Annotated in this window: 13 protein-coding genes and 1 CRISPR repeat array (1 of these 14 cut by a window edge); of the genes, 6 read left to right on the top strand and 7 right to left on the bottom strand. The window is 42.7% G+C overall.

What is annotated here, in order from left to right; all coding sequences use genetic code 11:
* Positions 1–103: 103 nt before the first annotated feature.
* Entirely contained in the window at positions 104–1402 is a 1299-nt protein-coding gene (locus CLI64_RS03015; protein ID WP_103135845.1) for a glycosyltransferase, read from the bottom strand.
* 690 nt (positions 1403–2092) lie between these two features.
* Between CLI64_RS03015 and CLI64_RS03010 the strand changes: the two genes are divergently transcribed.
* Positions 2093–3637 carry an NAD(P)/FAD-dependent oxidoreductase gene (locus CLI64_RS03010; protein ID WP_103135844.1) on the top strand — a complete coding sequence of 515 codons (1545 nt, stop codon included), beginning with the start codon at positions 2093–2095 and terminating at the stop codon, positions 3635–3637.
* Here the strand turns inward: CLI64_RS03010 and CLI64_RS03005 are convergent.
* On the bottom strand, positions 3622–4389 hold the full coding sequence (locus CLI64_RS03005; RefSeq protein WP_103135843.1) for an SDR family oxidoreductase: 768 nt from the start codon (positions 4387–4389) through the stop codon (positions 3622–3624). The two genes, CLI64_RS03010 and CLI64_RS03005, sit on opposite strands and share 16 nt — an antisense overlap.
* Before the next feature lie 127 nt (positions 4390–4516).
* The gene (locus CLI64_RS03000) at positions 4517–5347 is read right to left on the bottom strand and encodes a hypothetical protein (protein ID WP_103135842.1); all 831 of its coding nucleotides are present in this window, start codon (positions 5345–5347) and stop codon (positions 4517–4519) included.
* Between the two features lie 84 nt (positions 5348–5431).
* Between CLI64_RS03000 and murG the strand changes: the two genes are divergently transcribed.
* Together murG and CLI64_RS02990 are read left to right on the top strand one after the other, a co-directional pair.
* A complete protein-coding gene (gene murG / locus CLI64_RS02995; RefSeq protein WP_103135841.1) occupies positions 5432–6502 on the top strand; it encodes an undecaprenyldiphospho-muramoylpentapeptide beta-N-acetylglucosaminyltransferase in 1071 nt (356 codons plus the stop codon).
* Between the two features lie 241 nt (positions 6503–6743).
* Positions 6744–7385 (top strand): restriction endonuclease subunit R, encoded by a 642-nt coding sequence (locus CLI64_RS02990; RefSeq protein ID WP_103140564.1) that lies wholly within the window; start codon positions 6744–6746, stop codon positions 7383–7385.
* Between the two features lie 182 nt (positions 7386–7567).
* Here CLI64_RS02990 and CLI64_RS02985 read toward each other — a convergent pair whose 3' ends face one another.
* The 3 genes from CLI64_RS02985 to CLI64_RS02975 form a co-directional block, all read right to left on the bottom strand.
* A complete protein-coding gene (locus CLI64_RS02985; RefSeq protein ID WP_103135840.1) occupies positions 7568–8476 on the bottom strand; it encodes a DUF4351 domain-containing protein in 909 nt (302 codons plus the stop codon).
* A 239-nt stretch (positions 8477–8715) separates the two neighbouring features.
* The gene (locus CLI64_RS02980; protein WP_192881669.1) at positions 8716–10152 is read right to left on the bottom strand and encodes a GUN4 domain-containing protein; all 1437 of its coding nucleotides are present in this window, start codon (positions 10150–10152) and stop codon (positions 8716–8718) included.
* Positions 10153–10340: 188 nt separating this feature from the next.
* Positions 10341–11840, bottom strand: a complete 1500-nt coding sequence (locus tag CLI64_RS02975) for an NAD(P)/FAD-dependent oxidoreductase (protein WP_103135839.1) — start codon at positions 11838–11840, stop codon at positions 10341–10343.
* Between the two features lie 155 nt (positions 11841–11995).
* On the opposite strand from CLI64_RS02975, the gene CLI64_RS02970 reads away from it, so the two are divergent.
* Both CLI64_RS02970 and CLI64_RS02965 read left to right on the top strand, forming a co-directional pair.
* Positions 11996–12778, top strand: a complete 783-nt coding sequence (locus CLI64_RS02970) for an ABC transporter ATP-binding protein (RefSeq protein ID WP_103135838.1) — start codon at positions 11996–11998, stop codon at positions 12776–12778.
* A gap of 16 nt (positions 12779–12794) precedes the next feature.
* Positions 12795–14180, top strand: a complete 1386-nt coding sequence (locus CLI64_RS02965; protein ID WP_103135837.1) for an MlaD family protein — start codon at positions 12795–12797, stop codon at positions 14178–14180.
* Between the two features lie 78 nt (positions 14181–14258).
* On the opposite strand, the gene CLI64_RS02960 is transcribed toward CLI64_RS02965, so the two are convergent.
* Complete coding sequence (locus CLI64_RS02960; RefSeq protein ID WP_103135836.1) at positions 14259–14555, bottom strand: DUF3288 family protein; 297 nt, start codon at positions 14553–14555, stop codon at positions 14259–14261.
* Positions 14556–14787: 232 nt separating this feature from the next.
* Between CLI64_RS02960 and CLI64_RS02955 the strand changes: the two genes are divergently transcribed.
* Positions 14788–17238 carry an ATP-dependent Clp protease ATP-binding subunit gene (locus CLI64_RS02955; protein WP_103135835.1) on the top strand — a complete coding sequence of 817 codons (2451 nt, stop codon included), beginning with the start codon at positions 14788–14790 and terminating at the stop codon, positions 17236–17238.
* Positions 17239–17591: 353 nt separating this feature from the next.
* A CRISPR array of direct repeats spans positions 17592–18479; the repeat unit is 37 nt; unit sequence GTTTCCATTAACCATTTCCCCGCAAGGGGACTGAAAC; it runs 1669 nt beyond the window's last position.

The following is an 18479-nucleotide window of genomic DNA, read 5'->3' as shown; positions in this document are numbered from 1 at the left end:
GTTCAGTGAAGGCTAAAATTTGGGGTCTGTGAAGTAAGGAAAAGTTCGTAGTAAGGACTTCAGTCCTTAGATGAGGACTAAAGTCCTCACTACAAACTATTTTCTAACTGCACTGTATTGACTCAGCACTCACCACTAAACCCAACTGTTGCGTTGACAAATCATTGCTGATAACTTGGCGATAAATTCTTACTAGTTCATCATTTAGCTTGTGGATATCGTAGTTTTTTTCCACATCAGCACGACCGGCCTGTCCCATTGCTGTCCAAATTTCTGGATACTCAATTAGGTAAATTAATTTTTCAGCAATAGCTTGAGCATCTCTTTCTGGAACTAAAAAACCAGAAATCCCATCTTTGACTAATTCAGGAATCCCGCCGTGAGTGGTAGCAATGACAGGTAAACCCATTAACATTGCTTCTTTTAAAGTATTAACCGGTGCATCTTGATTTCCATCTTTTGCAGTCACACTGGGAGCGATAAAAATATCAGTGTGATTTAAAATTTCAATAATTTCTGGTTGGGTTTTCCATCCTAATATTTTCACTTGGTCAGCAATTTGCAATGAATCTATGAGTTGCTGTAAATTGGCTTTTAATTCGCCATCACCGATGATGTTATATTCAATGTTGGGATAAATTTTACTAACTTGAGCAATCGCCAAAATCCCGTATTCTACACCTTTTTTTTCAATGAGGCGGCCGGTTGTCGCGATACGGATTTTTCCGTCTGCATGAGGATATCTCAATTTTAAGGGAAAGCGACTACAATCTATTCCTGAACCATGCACGACGATTTTTTGGGGGTCACAACCAAGTTTGATGGCTCTTTGGCGAAAAAATTCACAATTAGTCAGAAAAAAATCACCTTGAGCAAAGAGAGAATTATAAACATCTTCTCCATTTTGCTGAACAAATAAGCTAATATCGTAGCCTCGAAATGAAGTAATTAATTTGCCTTTGATTGCGCCGATATCACGCAACATCATCGCTATTAAAGCAAATGTGCCGAATTGACAGTGAATAATATCGTAGCTGGGAGACTCTAAAAGGCGTACTGTTAAATATAGTAATCGTAGGGAAGCAGCTAATTTTCCATATTGCAAAAAATTGAGCGATCGCAGAATCACTAATGGAGATTTGTGAAAATTGATTATGATTAACCAGATGGCTTTGAGCAACCGCCATAAGTAGTTTTCAGGTATGCTTGGTTGATTGTGAGTGAACTGACGCAGTTGATATTTTTCTACATCTGGATGTACTTTAGCTGTATCATTTACACTGCCATTCTCTACACCATAAATATCTACTGTATTTCCCCTTTCCATCAATCCAACGATTTGATTGATAATAAAAGTTTCTGAAATTACAGGAAAACTACCGACTATAAAAGCAATTTTCATGAAAAATTCTCACTATTCAGAGGATTCTTGAAACGGTGATGCTGTCTAATTCTCTGAAATCGAATCTATTATTTTATTGATGGATTGAACGACACCGATCATCATATAGTAAATATTTGCATTCAGCAATTTAAAAATCAATAATCTTTCTTGAGACAGATTTTGTAATTAATTTCCGGATTTAGAGAAATTATTCATCATGATAAACAATATTTTGATAACCATTTTTTTACATAATAGATATTGAGAAACAGAAAAAATATTTCTGTTTATGATGGACAAAAAGCTAATTATGTAATCTCATAAACACAAAATTCTATCCATTAGCTAACTAATCATTCTCAATGATGTAGACACTGATAATATTATTTCTGATGGTCAACATTAATACGTCACTCAAAACATGATATAGCGTTTCCTAATCTGCTGAGATACAAATCTCTGCGTAACTCTGCGCTTTACTCCGCGCTCCTCTGCGTTTCAAAATATTATCTGTATCTCACTTAACTGGGAATCGCTATAATTCCTAGTTTTCCTATTTCTCTTCCTTCTGGAATAGATTAACTAATGTAAAATAGTTGCCATACATCCTCATTTATTCCCTGCGAAACGCTGACGTAAACCTGTAGCTGTCTCGTAGAGATGAGTGAAGTTCTAACTACAAATCTTGATTAACTAGGGTGAATCTTTATGTCCCTCACTGAAGAAATTCTCTCGCATCTACCGGGGGATGTTTTAGGCGGTTTACGTCGTGCTGATCAAATCCTCAAATCGATTAGAGAAAACACTACACCGACACCCACAGTAGTGACAGAAAGTCAACAGTTATTAGGTGCTGTAGACTGGGATGTGATTATTTGTGGTGGGACTTTAGGGATTTTAATTGGTTGCGCTTTAGCGGTGCGGGGACTGAAAGTGGCGTTGCTCGAACGAGGGATTTTGCGGGGAAGGGAACAGGAGTGGAATATTTCCCGCCAAGAGTTGGAAGTATTTGTAGAGTTGAATTTACTCACAGCCGAAGAATTAGCAGAGGCGATCGCTACAGAATACAATCCCGCTAGGGTAAAATTTCAAGATGGTGGAGAAATCTGGGTAGAAAATGTTTTAAATATTGGCATAGATCCCGTTTATTTATTAGCCACACTCAAAAGTAAATTTCTGGCAGCCGGCGGAGAACTGTTAGAAAATACACCATTTAACACAGTCGCAGTGCATCCAGACGGGGTAATAGTTAACAGTCAATACAAAGGTAAATTATTACTCGATGCAATGGGACATTTTTCTCCCATAACAAAACAAGCGCGCCAAGGAAAAAAACCCGATGCTTTATGTTTAGTAGTGGGAAGTTGCGCTCAAGGTTTCCCAGAAAACAACTCAGGAGATTTAATCCTCTCCTTCACTTCTTTACAGAATCAATGTCAATATTTTTGGGAAGCTTTCCCCGCTAGAGATGGGAGAACAACTTATCTATTTACCTACTTGGATGCTCATCCCCAACGGTTAACTTTAGAGGTGTTGTTTGAAGAATATCTGCGATTATTACCAGAATATCAAGGCAGAGAATTGCAGCAACTCCAATTTCAACGCGCCTTGTTTGGTTTTTTTCCCAGTTATCGCCAAAGTCCCTTACATACTCCTTGGCAGCGAATTTTACCTGTGGGAGATAGTAGCGGTAGTCAATCACCCTTAAGTTTTGGTGGTTTTGGTGCAATGGTACGACATTTGCAGCGATTAACAATTGGTATTGCAGAAGCACTACAAACTGAGCAACTTTCAGCTAAAGCCTTGTCTCAATTGCAACCATATCAACCGAGTTTGAGTGTGACTTGGTTATTCCAAAAAGCCATGAGTGTGGGTGTAAATCAAACAATTCCACCCACACAAATTAACCAGTTACTATCGGCAGTATTCCAAGAAATGCAACAATTAGGGATGCCGATTCTCAAACCATTTTTACAAGATATAGTCCAGTTTTCTGCCCTGACACAAACCTTAGCCAGAACAGCAATTCATCATCCGGTATTAGTAGCAAAAATTATGCCGCAGGTAGGTTTAATTAACCTATTAGATTGGATGTTACATTACAGCAATTTAGGTATTTACTCTGCCTTAAATGCCATCACTCCCATCATAGAACCTGCGGTGAAAAATTTACCAACTCCACAACAATATTACTGGCATCGGTTAATAGATGGGTGGAAATTTGGTTCTGGTGGTGATTATGTTCTACGGTGAACTAAAGTAGCACTAGCTTGGTCTACGGGCATCATAATCACTTCATTAATATTGACATGAGGCGATCGCGTCGCACAAAAAAAGACCACATCCGCCACATCATCGGCTGTGAGTGGTGTTACGCCTTGGTAAACCTTATTAGCGCGTTCCTCATCCCCGTGAAACCGCACATTACTAAAATCTGTTTCCACCATCCCAGGATCAACAGAAGTCACACGAATACGCGTCCCTAAAAGGTCTTGTTTTAAACCTTCAGAAATCGCCTTCACCGCCGCCTTAGTAGAACAGTAGACATTACCACCAGGATAAGTCTGATGTCCAGCAATAGAACCAATATTAATCACATGACCGCGATCGCGCGTCACCATTCCTGGTACAACATAACGAGTAAGGTACAATAAACCCTTAATATTGGTATCAATCATTTCTTCCCAGTCTTGGAAATCGCCCTCATGCAGCTTATCCAAACCGCGACTTAAACCCGCATTATTAACCAGGATATCAATATCTGACCATGCTGGCGGTAAGGTTGATATAGCCGATTCTACAGCCAAGCGATCGCGCACATCCAGTTGTATAAAGTGAACTCGCTCAGGCGCAAGATTTAACCCCTCCCCAAGCTGCCGTAACTTATCCAACCGCCGCGCCGCCAAAATCAACCTTGAACCCGCCGCCGCAAAAACCCTAGCGCAAGCCGCACCGATACCACTACTTGCGCCAGTAATTAAAACAATTTGATTGGTGAGAGTCATTAGTCAATGGTCATTAGTCAATAGTCATTAGTCAATAGTCATTAGTCAATAGTTTTTCTTCCTTGTCTCCCCCTGCCCCCTGCCCCCTGCCCCCTGCCCCCTGCCCCCTGCCCCCCTGCCTTCTGCCTTACTTCCTCACCACCTGCAAACGCTGAGTAACTACCGTCATGCCGTTACCACGCATGATTACGGCAGAAATCCAGCGACTACCGGGGGTAGCGGGGGCGCGTCCAATTTTAAATAAACCACCAGAATTGAGTAGTTGTAAATCTACATTTGTGGGGTTGAGATACTTTGAGGCTTGAATGGGTTCTTCTAATGCTGCACCTAAGAGTAAATCATCTCCCAAAGGTTCTTCGACGATCGCATCAAAATTATACTGCTGCCCGACTTTGACTTGCTGGGGTAATTTCACATCTACTTGGGGCGGTTTGTTACCGGATGTAAGTACAGTTCGTTCTGAGACAATATCTTGGCGTGTAATTGCACCACCTACGATGCGCTGACGGGATCTGATGGTAGAGTTCAATGCCAAATTACTGTTGCTGGCTGAGGGTGAAGCTGAGATATTAGTAACAGTTTCGGCAACGATGGCATTACCTTCAGATTTCCAAGACTGTACTTGTGTGCTGTAGCGGACATTGGGATGGCGTTTCCAGAATGTCACCAAAGCTTTTTCCATTGTTTGGCGGGTTAAACCATCACTATGCACAAAACTGGGACTGTAATATTGCAGTACGGCTTTAGCATCACCTTTACTAGCAGCAGCATCAATTTGCGCCAAAAGATTTGTAACGGCTGCGGGTGCGTTTTGAGTATTATTACTTTGGGCAACTTCTACGGCTCGTGCGTATTGCCAATGATTAACTATACCAAACGAGCAGATAGACAAAATCAATGCAATAGCCGTAGAGAGGCGGTTTTGGCGTTTTAGTAAAAATAAAATTGTCTTGTTCATGGGTAAGAGTTTACTGATTGTAGTAGAGAAGGTGAGGAAATTGTTTTATCTTAGTTAAGCTAGGCACTAAATGGTAGAGTTTGAATGACAAACGCACCCATAAAATTACTAATAGCTGCCAGTGGGACTGGTGGACACTTGTTTCCGGCGATCGCATTGGCTGATAAATTACCAGAATATGAGATTGAATGGCTAGGTGTCCCCAACCGGTTAGAAACCCAGCTTGTCCCGCAAAAGTATCTTTTGCATACTATTGCAGTTGAAGGGTTTCAGCAAGGGTTAAGCATTGCTTCTTTACTCACCTTGGGTAAACTGATTAGTGCAATTTTCCAAGTCAGGCGACTCCTCAAACAAGGGAGATTTCAAGGAGTTTTTACCACTGGCGGATACATTGCTGGGCCAGCAGTAATTGCGGCGCGTTCTTTGGGTTTACCTGTAGTTTTTCATGAATCTAACGCTTTACCCGGTAAGGTAACACGGTTTTTCGGCCCTTGGTGTAGTGTGGTAGCTTTAGGATTTGACGTAGCTACTAAGTATTTACCCCGTGCCAAAAATGTCACTGTTGGTACTCCCGTTCGTTCCCAATTCCTCGATACTAGCAGTGTCCAACTAGATTTAGCTATCCCTGAAAATGTTCCTGTAATCGTCGTTTTTGGTGGTAGCCAAGGTGCAGTCGCAGTCAATAAACTAGTGCGCGAATCTGCGCCAGCCTGGTTTAATGCTGGTGCGTATGTCGTACATTTAACAGGCGATCGCGATCCCGATGTGGGAACATTAAAACATCCCCAGTATATAGAATTACCTTTTTATGACAACATGGCAGCACTATTGCAACGTGCAAGTTTAGCCATTAGCCGTTCCGGTGCGGGTAGTTTAACAGAATTAGCTGTATGTGGAACACCAGCGATATTAATACCCTATCCCTTTGCCGCCGAAGACCATCAATCATGTAATTCCGCAGTATTTACTCAAGCTGGTGCAGCCTTAAATTTTCAACAATCAGAGTTAACAGCAGAACTATTGCAAACTCAAGTTTTAAATTTATTGCAATCACCAGACGAGTTAAGGAAAATGGCAGAGAATGCGAAAGCGATCGCAGTTCCTGATAGTGCAGATAAACTAGCTTCCTTAGTGCGTGAAGTAGTAGAAAGCTAAAAACACATAAGTAGAACAGGGTAAATATTTGTAGTTCTGATTAGGCAGGGGGCAAGGGGGCAGGGAGCAGGGGGAAAGAGGATTTGAGCCTAGTTTACATTTCTTAAGGTAGTTAGGTTTTTTCTCACCGACTTACTTAGGCATTAAGAAGAGTTTGAGACTTCAAAACCTCAAACTCCTCACACTCTCTGCGTCTCTGCGCTTCTGCGTGGAAAAAATCGCTACAATTATACAAAAACCTATGACGATTCTGAATGCTCGTAATTTATCCCTAGAAGAAGTTCAGCGTCTATTTGGATTTCAAGAACAATATAATGATGCGTTTTCTAACTTACTATCTTTAAAGCCTATCACAGAAGCAGAACAGCAAGAACTTTTTCAAATTAGAGATGACTTTCGACGCTATCTAATATCAGGAAAATTGTCTGAAGGACAAGTCAAATTGCTTGTAGTTGCTCCATTACTCAGGTTAGCTGGCTTTTATCAATATCCTATTGAGATTCGTTTAGAAGAAAATATTGCTGATATTGAAGTAGAAGACGAAGATATCACAATTAAAGGCAGATTTGATATTTTAGCTATTAACAAAGTTAAACACACAAAACCTCAAGCATATTTTTGGGTATTAATTGTTGAATCAAAAAATAGTCAAATTGATGTATCAACAGGTTTATCGCAATTATTAACCTATGCTTATAGAGGTCTAGATAATCAACAATCAGTTTGGGGATTAATAACTAACGGTAGACTTTATCAGTTTGTTTATATTCAACAAGGTAATCCGCCTATTTATCAAATGATGCCATTATTAAATTTAATGGAATCACCCCGTGCAGTTGAGTTGCTGCAAGTTTTTAAAGCAATTTGTCAACTGGAAGTATAAAGTTAAATTCTGCATGACTTACTTAATTTTTCATTCACCTTTAAGGATATTTAAGCCCCTCTCCGCGTCGGAGCGAAAAGTCTGAGCGGAGGTTTCCTCCGATCAGAACTTTTCAAGAGAGAGGGGTTGGGTAGAGGTAATCAAACTGATGCTATTTTAGCGTCCTATACTATGTAACTAATTTACTGATTTTGACTTTCCTGTTGTTGCTGTAACCAAGTCGCTAAATCTGCAACCTCATTAAAATCTAACAATTGTTCTGCCAAAGCTTCTAATTTTTCAGTAGATAATCCTTTAATTTGCTCAATTAAAGACAAGTCAATGTCTCCAAACCGACGATTTAACTGGCGCAGAATTACCTTTTGTTCTCCTTTTTGTTCTCCTTCCTGGATAGCTCGCGCCCTATCTTCTTGATACAGTGGTGCTAATCTCATCACTAACTCCCGATCATCTATTTCTATATTCTGATTGATTCGCAAATTTTGTTGCAGGCTATAGAGTAATTCTAACGTCACTTCCACAAAGGGGTGATTGGCTGGAAGTGCTGTCAATTCATCAACCGCTTGTTGCTGTACTCTACCACGCCCTAGTATTCTCAGCCATAGTGTTTCTTGAGTGGATGGTAGCTGATGAATGACCACTATAGCTGTCCGCAAATATTCAGGTAAAAAGTAAACTCCCTCTACCCAGTCTGATTTAAAGGTTGCACCAAAGCCGGAAATTATCGCCTCTGATGCGGTGGGAGTCAGAACCCATAATTGGGGAATTTCTGCGGTTGGGATTGAGGTTTTATTGCGGTTGGCTTCTCTTTGAATGGCGTTTCTGACTTCTAATAGCTTCAATAGACAATCTGTGATTTCTTCTTTGGTTGCTGGGTTACGAAATGGTTCAAAAATGGCGGCGGTGGTTGCCATTTTTCCTAATAATCCTAATGTTTCTATGTTGGCTGTTTGTGTAGTGAAGGGAGAAAATAATACATCTATTTCTCTGACTTCTGCTGCTACTCGACTTGGTGCTTGAACTTTTCCGAATGGTTTTAGTAATTCTTCTAAATAATCTTTGGAAAATTGATCATGAATAAATCGCGTCATTTAATTAGTTTTTAATAATAATGCTCATTCCTTATATTTTAGATTTTCTTGAGCATTATCCTAGCTAATTGTTATCACCCACAGGTTGCTGGCAGCACACTACAAGAAAAACCAGAGGAACGGGAAAAAGGGCAGAAGGAACAGTACCAGGTAACGGCAACGTAGAACCAGCAAGACTTCGTGGGAAATGACCTATTTATAAATCGTTACCATTTTGTGTAAGCTTTATGTGTTAGACTTTACAAGTCTCGACGCGAGAGAAGAGAGACCCAAAAACGCCACCCAAATTGCCAAACCCCCTCCATCCCACACCTGGCGGGTAGATGCCCTTCGGGAGCTTTGACATTGAATGTCAGATCATCATAACTTTTCAAAATAGAATCCCCAAAAATCATAAACTCCTTCTTATACCAGCCCACGTGATCGCCGAACTTGCACCAAGTCTCATAATCAGTTTGAAGATGGCCTCCAACACTGTCCCAGATACGTTTTTGTACACTAAATCCAAAGCGTCCATTGCTGTATTTTGCCCACAGTTGGTCAATAGTGCGTAAGTCAGTGCAGGGAAATTTTGTAATTGAATCGATATCAAGCCAGCCTTCTTTTTCTCTACCTGCAACTTTTAGCATCACTTGCAGAGTTTCTCGATCTGCTTTTTTCCAGTCTCCAGCTTTAAGTAAATCACGCAACCGTCTATAGTCTACACCTTTATCAGAACTCAGATCATCAGTTTCCTGTAACCGCCTTTCAGCTTCTTCTTGTTGCCGTTTTAGCCTCTCAGCTTCCTGTTGTTTCCTTATTCTCTCTGCTTCTTCTTGTCCGCGTTGCAGCTTTTCTGCTTCTTGTTGTTTCCTTATTCTCTCAACTTCTTCTAGTGGAGCTAAAATTGTTTTTTCAACTCGTCTTACATCTTCATCTCTGAGATTTAAAGACTGCTGAAATTGTTTTAGCCCATTGCGAACATATTCACTGATTGGGTTACTCAAATAAACTGCTTTAGAAAATTCCTGCTCGTAAAGTCTTAAATTATTTGCGTAAGCCTCTTGTTGTTCTGCTTCCCTTTGCTGTCTTAGTCTCTCGGCTTCTTGTTCTCGTTGCAGTCTTTCAACTTTTTCTTGTTCGTGTTGTTTTTGTAACCTTGCGGTTTCCTGCTGTCGCAGTCTTTCAGCTTCTTGTTCTCGTTGGCGTTGCAATTTTTGTTGGCGTTCTTCTCTTTCCTGTTTGAGTTTTTCAACAGCCGCACGAATACCTTTTGCTACATCCATAAAAGCTTCATCTGTAGTATGCCAATTTCTGGATACAATGGGTTCAGCATTCTTTGGTAAAGCTTGCAGTTTAGCAAATGGCGTGCCTTTCCAGTCAACAGGACGTAAAATCACCGGAATTACACAAGCTTCTCCTGCATTATGGCGTTCTATTGCCCTTTTAACTTCCACATCCCAACAATAATCGGAAGCCAGAAAGTTTGAACTGACTAGCAACAGAATGATATCAGCTGTATTTAAATTATCGTTAATCTGGTGATCCCGCTCTTGTCCAGGTAGTATCTTGCGGTCATGCCACCTTGATATTACACCCTCTCTTTTCAATGTAGCAAGGTGGTCGGCTAATTCATCCCGTAGAGATTCATCTTTGTGTGAGTAAGAAAAGAAAAGCTTTAAAGATACTTCTGTCATTTTCGCGCTTAGGAGTAGGATAAATCACGCTTAGGATAAATTATAGTATTTTTGCCTGATTTCCCTGAGACTCTAACTTTGTTGTAGAGTAAGTGAGTGAGCAAGTCAAAGATATAGAATTGTTGCGAATACGAATTGTTTGGTCACAAAACTAAGTTGTGTGGTAGCAAGGACAAGTTAATTACCAATTACAATAACTCCGTCATTTGCCCCAAATTTACTAAACTATTGGCGCACAAAATCCCAGAAGCAGCGACAGCCGGCACGCCGATTCCTGGTAGGGTGCTATCACCCACACGATATAAACCCTGGATAGGCGTGTGTGTGCTAGGAAATAACCCTTTACCTGCTGCGATCGCCGGGCCATAAGTTCCCTGATATCTTCGGAGATAATGAGCATGGGTTAACGGTGTACCGATGAGTTCTAATACCACACGTTCACGAATATCAGGGATAATACGCTCTAAGGAACGGTATAAATTTTGGGCTTTTTCTCGTTTCTTCGCTTCATACTCATCATTGCGTTCCCAGCCAGCGTAGGGTTCGAGGGTGTAAGCATGAACCACATGATGTCCCTCTGGGGCTAAATTTTTATCCCACACACTGGGAATCGAAATCATGCAAGTATTACCTGGTGTGGTGATATCTTGACTAGAATCATGGACTACCACATGATGTCCAGTTAAATTATCTAACCCATCGGCGCGGATACCTAAGTGCAAGTGCATAAAACTCTCAACGGCTGGAGTCTTTAAAGCACTTTCACGATAAGCCGCAGGCAAATCTTCAGGACGCAGTAAATTGTTATAGGTATCCCAAAGGGTGGCATTAGAAATCACAATTGCTGCTGGCAAAACTTCACCATTGCGTAACCGCACACCCGTAACTTTGCCAGACTCTACCAAAATTTGCTCAACGTGACAGCCTAAACGCAACTTCCCACCCCATTTTTCCAACCCCCGCACCAAAGCATCAACAATTGCAGCACTCCCCCCCACAGGATACTCCACCCCACGGGAACGTTCACCCAACATAAATGCTACTTCAGGTGCAATTGTGCCGTGGGCTTTTAAGCCAGAAAGTAAGAAACACTCTAAATCAATCAGTCGCCGTACCCAGGGGTCTTTGACTGTAGCATCCATAACATTGCCTACAGAAGACTGCACCAGGGATAAGTAAGGTAACATTTTCGCCAAGGATGGCAAATAACGTTGTAATAATACTAAAATCACCTGCCAATCTGAGCGCAATGCCAAAGTAGGTATACCTTTCATCGCCTCATAGAGTCCTAAAAGGCGTTGCTCAAATTGTTGGAATTCCTTTGCACCTTGGGGTGTAATTTTATGTAGCTCTTGATGATATTGTGCAAGATTGCTGTAGACTGCAAGACTGGCTTCGGGAAAGTGGTAGTGACCTAAAGGATCATAGGGTATAACTTGGATGGATTCACCTAAAGCATCAAGCACCTGTTTGACGGGATTTAAACTGTCTTTACCAGTTAAACCGCAATAAAAGGAGGGGCCAGAATCAAATTCAAAACCGCGCCGTTTAAAACTATGAGCAGCACCACCCGCCATTGTATGACTTTCACATACAATCACCTGTTTACCATAACGCGCCAACAAACCCGCAGCGCATAAACCGCCGATACCGCTACCGATAATGATGATGGGGGATTGGGGAGACATGAGAGGGGTGTAGGGGTGTAAGGGTGTAAGGGTGTAGGGGAGACAAGAGAGATTATATATCTAAATTCTCAATGCCCCATGCCCCATGCCCCATGCCCCATGCCCAATGACTAATGACTAATGACTAATGACTAATGACTAATGACTAATGACTAATGACTGAACCACTAATTGAACTAAAAGGCGTTTCTAAATCCTTTGGGAACAATCGGGTTTTAGATAATGTGGACTTAACGATTTATCGGGGGGAGGCTTTAGGAATTATCGGCCCTTCGGGAACCGGTAAATCGACGATCTTACGGGTAATTGCTGGTTTAATTACTCCTGATGAGGGGGAAGTTTACGTGCAAGGAGTAAAAAGAGAGGGGTTAATTGAAGATGGTCATGACCCTGTGGGTATTGGTATGGTATTTCAGCAGGCAGCTTTATTTGATTCGTTGACTGTGGAAGAGAATGTGGGGTTTTTACTGTATCAAAACTCTAAGTTATCGCGATCGCGCATTCAAGAATTAGTCAGGGAAAAACTGGAAATGGTGGGTTTACCAGGTATTGGTCATCTCTACCCGTCGGAGTTATCTGGAGGGATGCGAAAACGGGTGAGTTTTGCGCGTGCGATTATGGCTAACCCTGATAATCCCGAAGAAGGCGCAGAGGTTTTACTTTACGATGAACCGACAGCCGGACTTGATCCCATTGCTTCTACGGTAATAGAAGATTTAATTCGGGGATTACAAACTACTCAAGGTGTTTGCAGTACCTATGCGATCGTGACACATCAAGATAGTACAATACGGCGTACTGCTGATAAACTAGTATTCCTTTATCAAGGTAAAGTGCAGTGGCAAGGTTCAGTTAGTGAACTAAATAACACAGACCATCCATTAATTCATCAATTTATGAGTGGAAGTGTACAAGGGCCAATTCAGGTTGTTGGTTAGTTGGGCAAAGAATAATATGCGCGATTCTATCACCACTCGTTTTGCATCTCGACGGACGTTAAGGGAAGGCTCAGTCGGATTATTGGTTTTACTGGGACTAGGAGCATTTTTTGTGATCGTTCTCTGGCTCAATCGAGTCACAGCCTCTCGTAGTTCCTACAAAGCTATTGTAGAATTTGCCAATGCTGGCGGTATGCAAAAAGGCGCGCCTGTGCGTTATCGGGGTGTAAAAGTCGGGAATATTGCTCGCATTGAACCCAAGCCAAATGCTGTAGAAGTAGAAATTGAAATTGCCCAAGCTGATTTAATTATTCCCCGTGATGTTTTGGTTGAAGCTAACCAAAGCGGCTTAATTAGTGAAAGTATTGTTGATATCACGCCCAAATCTTCACTACCAACTCAAGATAAAATCGCTAAACCTCTGGATAAAAATTGCGATCGCACTCTGATTGTTTGCAATGGTTCTCGGCTCAAGGGTCAAATTGGTATCAGTCTAGATGAACTCATCCGTAGTAGCACGCAATTAGCAACCACTTATAATAATCCTGAATTTTATCAACGAGTAAATAGATTACTAGAAACCTCAGCAGAAGCCGCTACTAGCGTCTCCTCATTGAGTCGAGATGTCGGGAGATTAAGCAGAAGCTTTCAAGGACAAATCGGGACATTTGCCGCCACTGCCAATTCTATCCAACAAGCCACCAATAAACTCACCGTTTCCACCACCAAGACTGTAGACCAATTAGGTAACACTGCTAGTCAATTCAGCACTACCGCAGCTCAAGCTAATAAGTTACTCACTCAATTAGATGAACTAGTTACCTCTAATCGTTCTACATTAGTGAGTGCATTGAATAACATCACTGAAACTAGCAACCAACTGCGGTTAACAGTCAGTAGTCTTTCCCCCGCCATTACGCGGTTATCCGACGGGGAATTACTGAAAAATTTAGAAACCCTCTCAGCCAACGCCGCCCAAGCATCCGCTAACTTAAAAGATGCCACTCAGGCATTAAATGATCCTAAAAACGCTCTGCTGCTGCAACAAACCCTAGACTCAGCCAGAGTAACATTTGAAAACACCCAAAAAATCACCTCTGATTTAGACGAATTAACTGGAGATCCCAAATTTCGCGATAACTTACGGCAACTAGTCAACGGTTTGAGTACCCTAGTCTCTTCCACAGACCAAATGCAAGAGCAAGTCAATGTTGCTGTAACTTTAGAGTCCATGCAAGCCGCCGCCAGCAAATCCCAATTAGTGTTAACCTCCAACCAACCAGAAAAACCCACCAACAATCCCACATCCAGCAAAATTGAAAGTACGGTTAACCCCACTAGTCCTACATCATCTCAGGAGAAGCTTTTGCAGAAATTACGGCAATATCGGAGTGGGGAATGAGGCAGGGGGGCAGGGGGCAGGGGAGCAGGGGAGCAGAGACAGAAAAACTCTTGAATTTTGAATTGATACGCCCCCTGCCTAATTCCAATCCTGCTCCTCTCGTTTGCCGCGACTTTTATAAATACCGCCAATATCATGCAATTGTCGGGTTTTCTCGAATAATTCCGCCTCAGTTAAGCCCCATTGTTGCAAAACTTTATCTAGGTCGCTTTGTATGTCCCTCGCGCCTGGGAAGCCTTGATAACGGATTCTGAGACGGGCTAATTCGGCTAAATTGTAGTCTGTGGCGGTTTGACTTAGTAGAATATCAATAAGAGGGCGATCGCGGTTGTAAAGTGGGTGCTGTTGGTCTTTACTTCCGTGCTGTTCGGTCATAGTTGATACTGTGGTAAAATTGGAATCTCATTACCGAGTCTAAAACTAAAACCTGCCCGTAGCACGATAATTAAAGATGACGGCTACCACCCCTGAGTGCATACGGCTCTCACCACTGTCACCCCATCAGAGATAAAGATACATTATCTTTAAGAAAATACAAAAAAGTTTAGATAAGGGTGAAATTATTAGATCGCCCAAAGTCCAAGCAGCAAGGGAGCAAGAACCCGCTATGTTTGAACACTTCACTTCCGAAGCCATCAAAGTGATTATGCTCGCTCAGGAGGAAGCACGTCGCCTGGGACACAACTTCGTAGGAACTGAACAAATTCTCCTGGGTTTGATGGGAGAAGGAACTGGGGTTGCTGCCAAAGTGCTGAATGAGTTGGGTGTGACTCTCAAAGACGCACGTCGGGAAGTCGAAAAAATTATTGGTAGGGGTACTGGTTTCGTTCCACCAGAAATTCCCTTTACTCCTAAAGTCAAAAGTCTATTTGAGCAATCATTTAGAGAAGCTCACAGTCTAGGTCATAATTACATCAACACAGAACACTTACTACTAGGTTTAACAGAATCAGGTGAAGGTGTCGCCGCCAAAGTGTTGCAAAATCTGGGTGTTGACCTCAGAAATGTTCGGACTGCTGTGATTCGGCGTTTAGGTGAAGATCCAGTGACGGTAGGTAGTGGTGCTGGTAGTCCCAGACGCAACCAAACCCTCACCACAGAGGAATTTGGCAGAAACCTCACCAAACTCGCTCAAGAAGGTAAGCTTGACCCTGTAGTGGGTCGTCAAAAAGAAATTGAACGCGCTATTCAAATTCTCGGTCGCCGCACGAAGAATAACCCTGTGTTAATTGGTGAACCAGGGGTAGGTAAAACAGCGATCGCCGAAGGTTTGGCACAGCGTATCATTAACCAAGATGTCCCCGAAGTCTTGGAAGGTAAGCAAGTCATCAGCCTCGACATGGGGTTATTGGTGGCGGGGACTCGCTTCCGGGGAGACTTTGAAGAACGCATCAAAAAAATTGTCGATGAAGTCCGCACAGCCGGAAATGTCATCTTAGTCATTGATGAAATTCATACCCTAGTCGGTGCGGGGGGGACTGAAGGCGGCTTAGATGCAGCCAACATCCTCAAACCAGCCTTAGCACGGGGTGAACTGCAATGTATTGGTGCTACCACCTTAGATGAGTATCGCCAACATATTGAACGCGATGCCGCCTTAGAACGACGTTTTCAACCGATTTTAGTCGGTGAACCCTCTGTATCTGAAACCATTGAAATCCTCTACGGTTTGCGCGGAGTTTACGAACAACACCACCGAGTGCAAATTGCTGATGAAGCCTTGATTGCGGCGGCTGAGTTATCAGATCGTTATATTAGCGATCGCTTTTTACCCGACAAAGCTATAGACTTAATTGATGAAGCAGGTTCACGGGTACGTCTGAGAAACTCTCAAATTTCCACCGATAAAGAACTCAAGCGGAAACTGCGGGAAGTCGCCAAAGCGAAAAACGAAGCCGTCAGACTGCAAAACTTCGATAAAGCCGGGGAACTGCGCGACCAAGAAATCGCCCTAGAAGCAGAACTGCAAGCCGCTTCCACTGAAACAGCCACTCACCCCATCGTCGTAGACGAAGAAGACATCGCCCAAATCGTCGCTTCTTGGACTGGTGTCCCCGTCAACAAACTCACCGAGTCTGAGTCAGAATTACTCCTGCACTTAGAAGACACCCTACACAAGCGGCTTATCGGTCAAGAACAAGCAGTGACAGCCGTGTCTCGCGCCATCCGTCGCGCCAGAGTCGGGTTAAAAAATCCCAACCGTCCCATCGCTAGCTTTATCTTCTCCGGCCCCACCGGCGTTGGTAAAACCGAACTAGCCAAAGCCTTAGCAACTTACTTCTTCGGTGCAGAAGATGCCATGATTCGGTTAGATATGTCCGAATACATGGAAAGCCACACAGTATCTAAACTCATCGGTTCACCTCCTGGTTACGTCGGTTACGACGAAGGCGGACAACTCACCGAAGCTGTACGCCGCAGACCTTACACCGTGCTGCTATTCGACGAAATCGAAAAAGCGCACCCCGATGTGTTCAATATGCTGCTGCAAATTCTCGATGACGGACACCTAACTGACGCAAAAGGTCGTAAGGTAGACTTCAAGAACACCTTAATTATCTTGACCTCTAACATTGGTTCTAAGGTAATTGAAAAAGGTGGCGGCGGTTTAGGCTTTGAATTCGACAACCAACCAGATGCTAGTTACCACCGCATCCGTAACCTAGTCAACGAAGAACTGAAAAATTACTTCCGTCCTGAATTTCTCAACCGGGTGGATGAAATTATCGTCTTCACTCAACTATCTAAGGATGAAGTCAAGCAAATTGCCGAAATTATGCTGCGTGATGTCGCTAGCCGCCTGACAGAAAAAGGTATCACCTTAGAAGTTACCGAAAGGTTCAAAGACTTAGTAGTCAGGGAAGGTTATGACCCCAGCTACGGTGCTAGACCATTACGTCGCGCCATCATGCGCCTGTTGGAAGATTCCCTTGCTGAAGCCATGCTAGCTGGTGAAATCAGCGAAGGTTGTACCGCCGTCGTGGATGTCGATGATGATGGACAAGTTAAGGTACGCGACTCAGAAAAACGCGAATTACTATTAGCAAATGCTGGTTAATATTTAAATCAGCAAAATAGTATGCCATAAAAACCTCTGGTACTCTGCTATCAGAGGTTTTTGATCTACAGGAGTGGTGTTGTAGACTGGATTAAAGAAAACACTCGACAATAGCAAATACTCATCCTATGATGATGTAATAAGCTTGATGATTGACGAGTCGAATCGAGGGCGAAAACCCTGGGGGATTCGTCAAAATCGCCAGAACCTTGACAACATAATAACTACAGCGTTTCTATTATTCGGGAAGTTGCAAATTACTCGCAATAAGGTGGGCTGAAATCGACCTAATTTTGCGACTCGTCAAAATGCTCCCCAGGAAGCTTGCTCTATATCAGTTTCAGTACCGAGCTGTTTCCATTAACCATTTCCCCGCAAGGGGACTGAAACGAGCAACAAAACTAATTAATTGCAAAAACCTAGTGTGGTTTCCATTAACCATTTCCCCGCAAGGGGACTGAAACTTGCTGTAATCCTTTGAGTGTTTCTGTGTCACTATGTTTCCATTAACCATTTCCCCGCAAGGGGACTGAAACAAGTAATACAAATTAACTTATAACTAACCGGATGGTTTCCATTAACCATTTCCCCGCAAGGGGACTGAAACTTTCCTGTGGCAGCCGTAGAAATGCCACCAGGATTCCCAGAGGGTTTCCATTAACCATTTCCCCGCAAGGGGACTGAAACTCTTATCCCTTCCGAATACAAATATGAAGAGTGGAAGGGTTTCCATTAACCATTTCCCCGCAAGGGGACTGAAACGTTCATTCGCCAACAATTGGCAAAAATAACGGCGAGAGGTTTCCATTAACCATTTCCCCGCAAGGGGACTGAAACACAAAGGAGTCTTGGGAGTCTTAGAGTCCGCTATGGGTTTCCATTAACCATTTCCCCGCAAGGGGACTGAAACGCTTGTAGGTAAGTGCGATCGCTGAGGCTAGTAAAACTGTTTCCATTAACCATTTCCCCGCAAGGGGACTGAAACCCAAGAGTTACTGAGGCACTAGAAGTTACCGTTAGGTTTCCATTAACCATTTCCCCGCAAGGGGACTGAAACGCTTGGAGGGCATCCGCCAAATTAGCCTCCACGATGTTTCCATTAACCATTTCCCCGCAAGGGGACTGAAACTAGCGAGTTGTATCATCATTGGATAACGGAGAAACAGTTTCCATTAACCATTTCCCCGCAAGGGGACTGAAACATTTAGGGATGCTTGAAGATGCAGGCAAAATTAAGGTTT

Origin of the sequence: Nostoc sp. CENA543 (assembly GCF_002896875.1) — a bacterium.
GTDB lineage: Bacteria > Cyanobacteriota > Cyanobacteriia > Cyanobacteriales > Nostocaceae > Trichormus.
The sequence above is the reverse complement of the archived record's forward strand: the minus strand, read 5'-3'. Positions and strand labels throughout refer to the sequence as shown.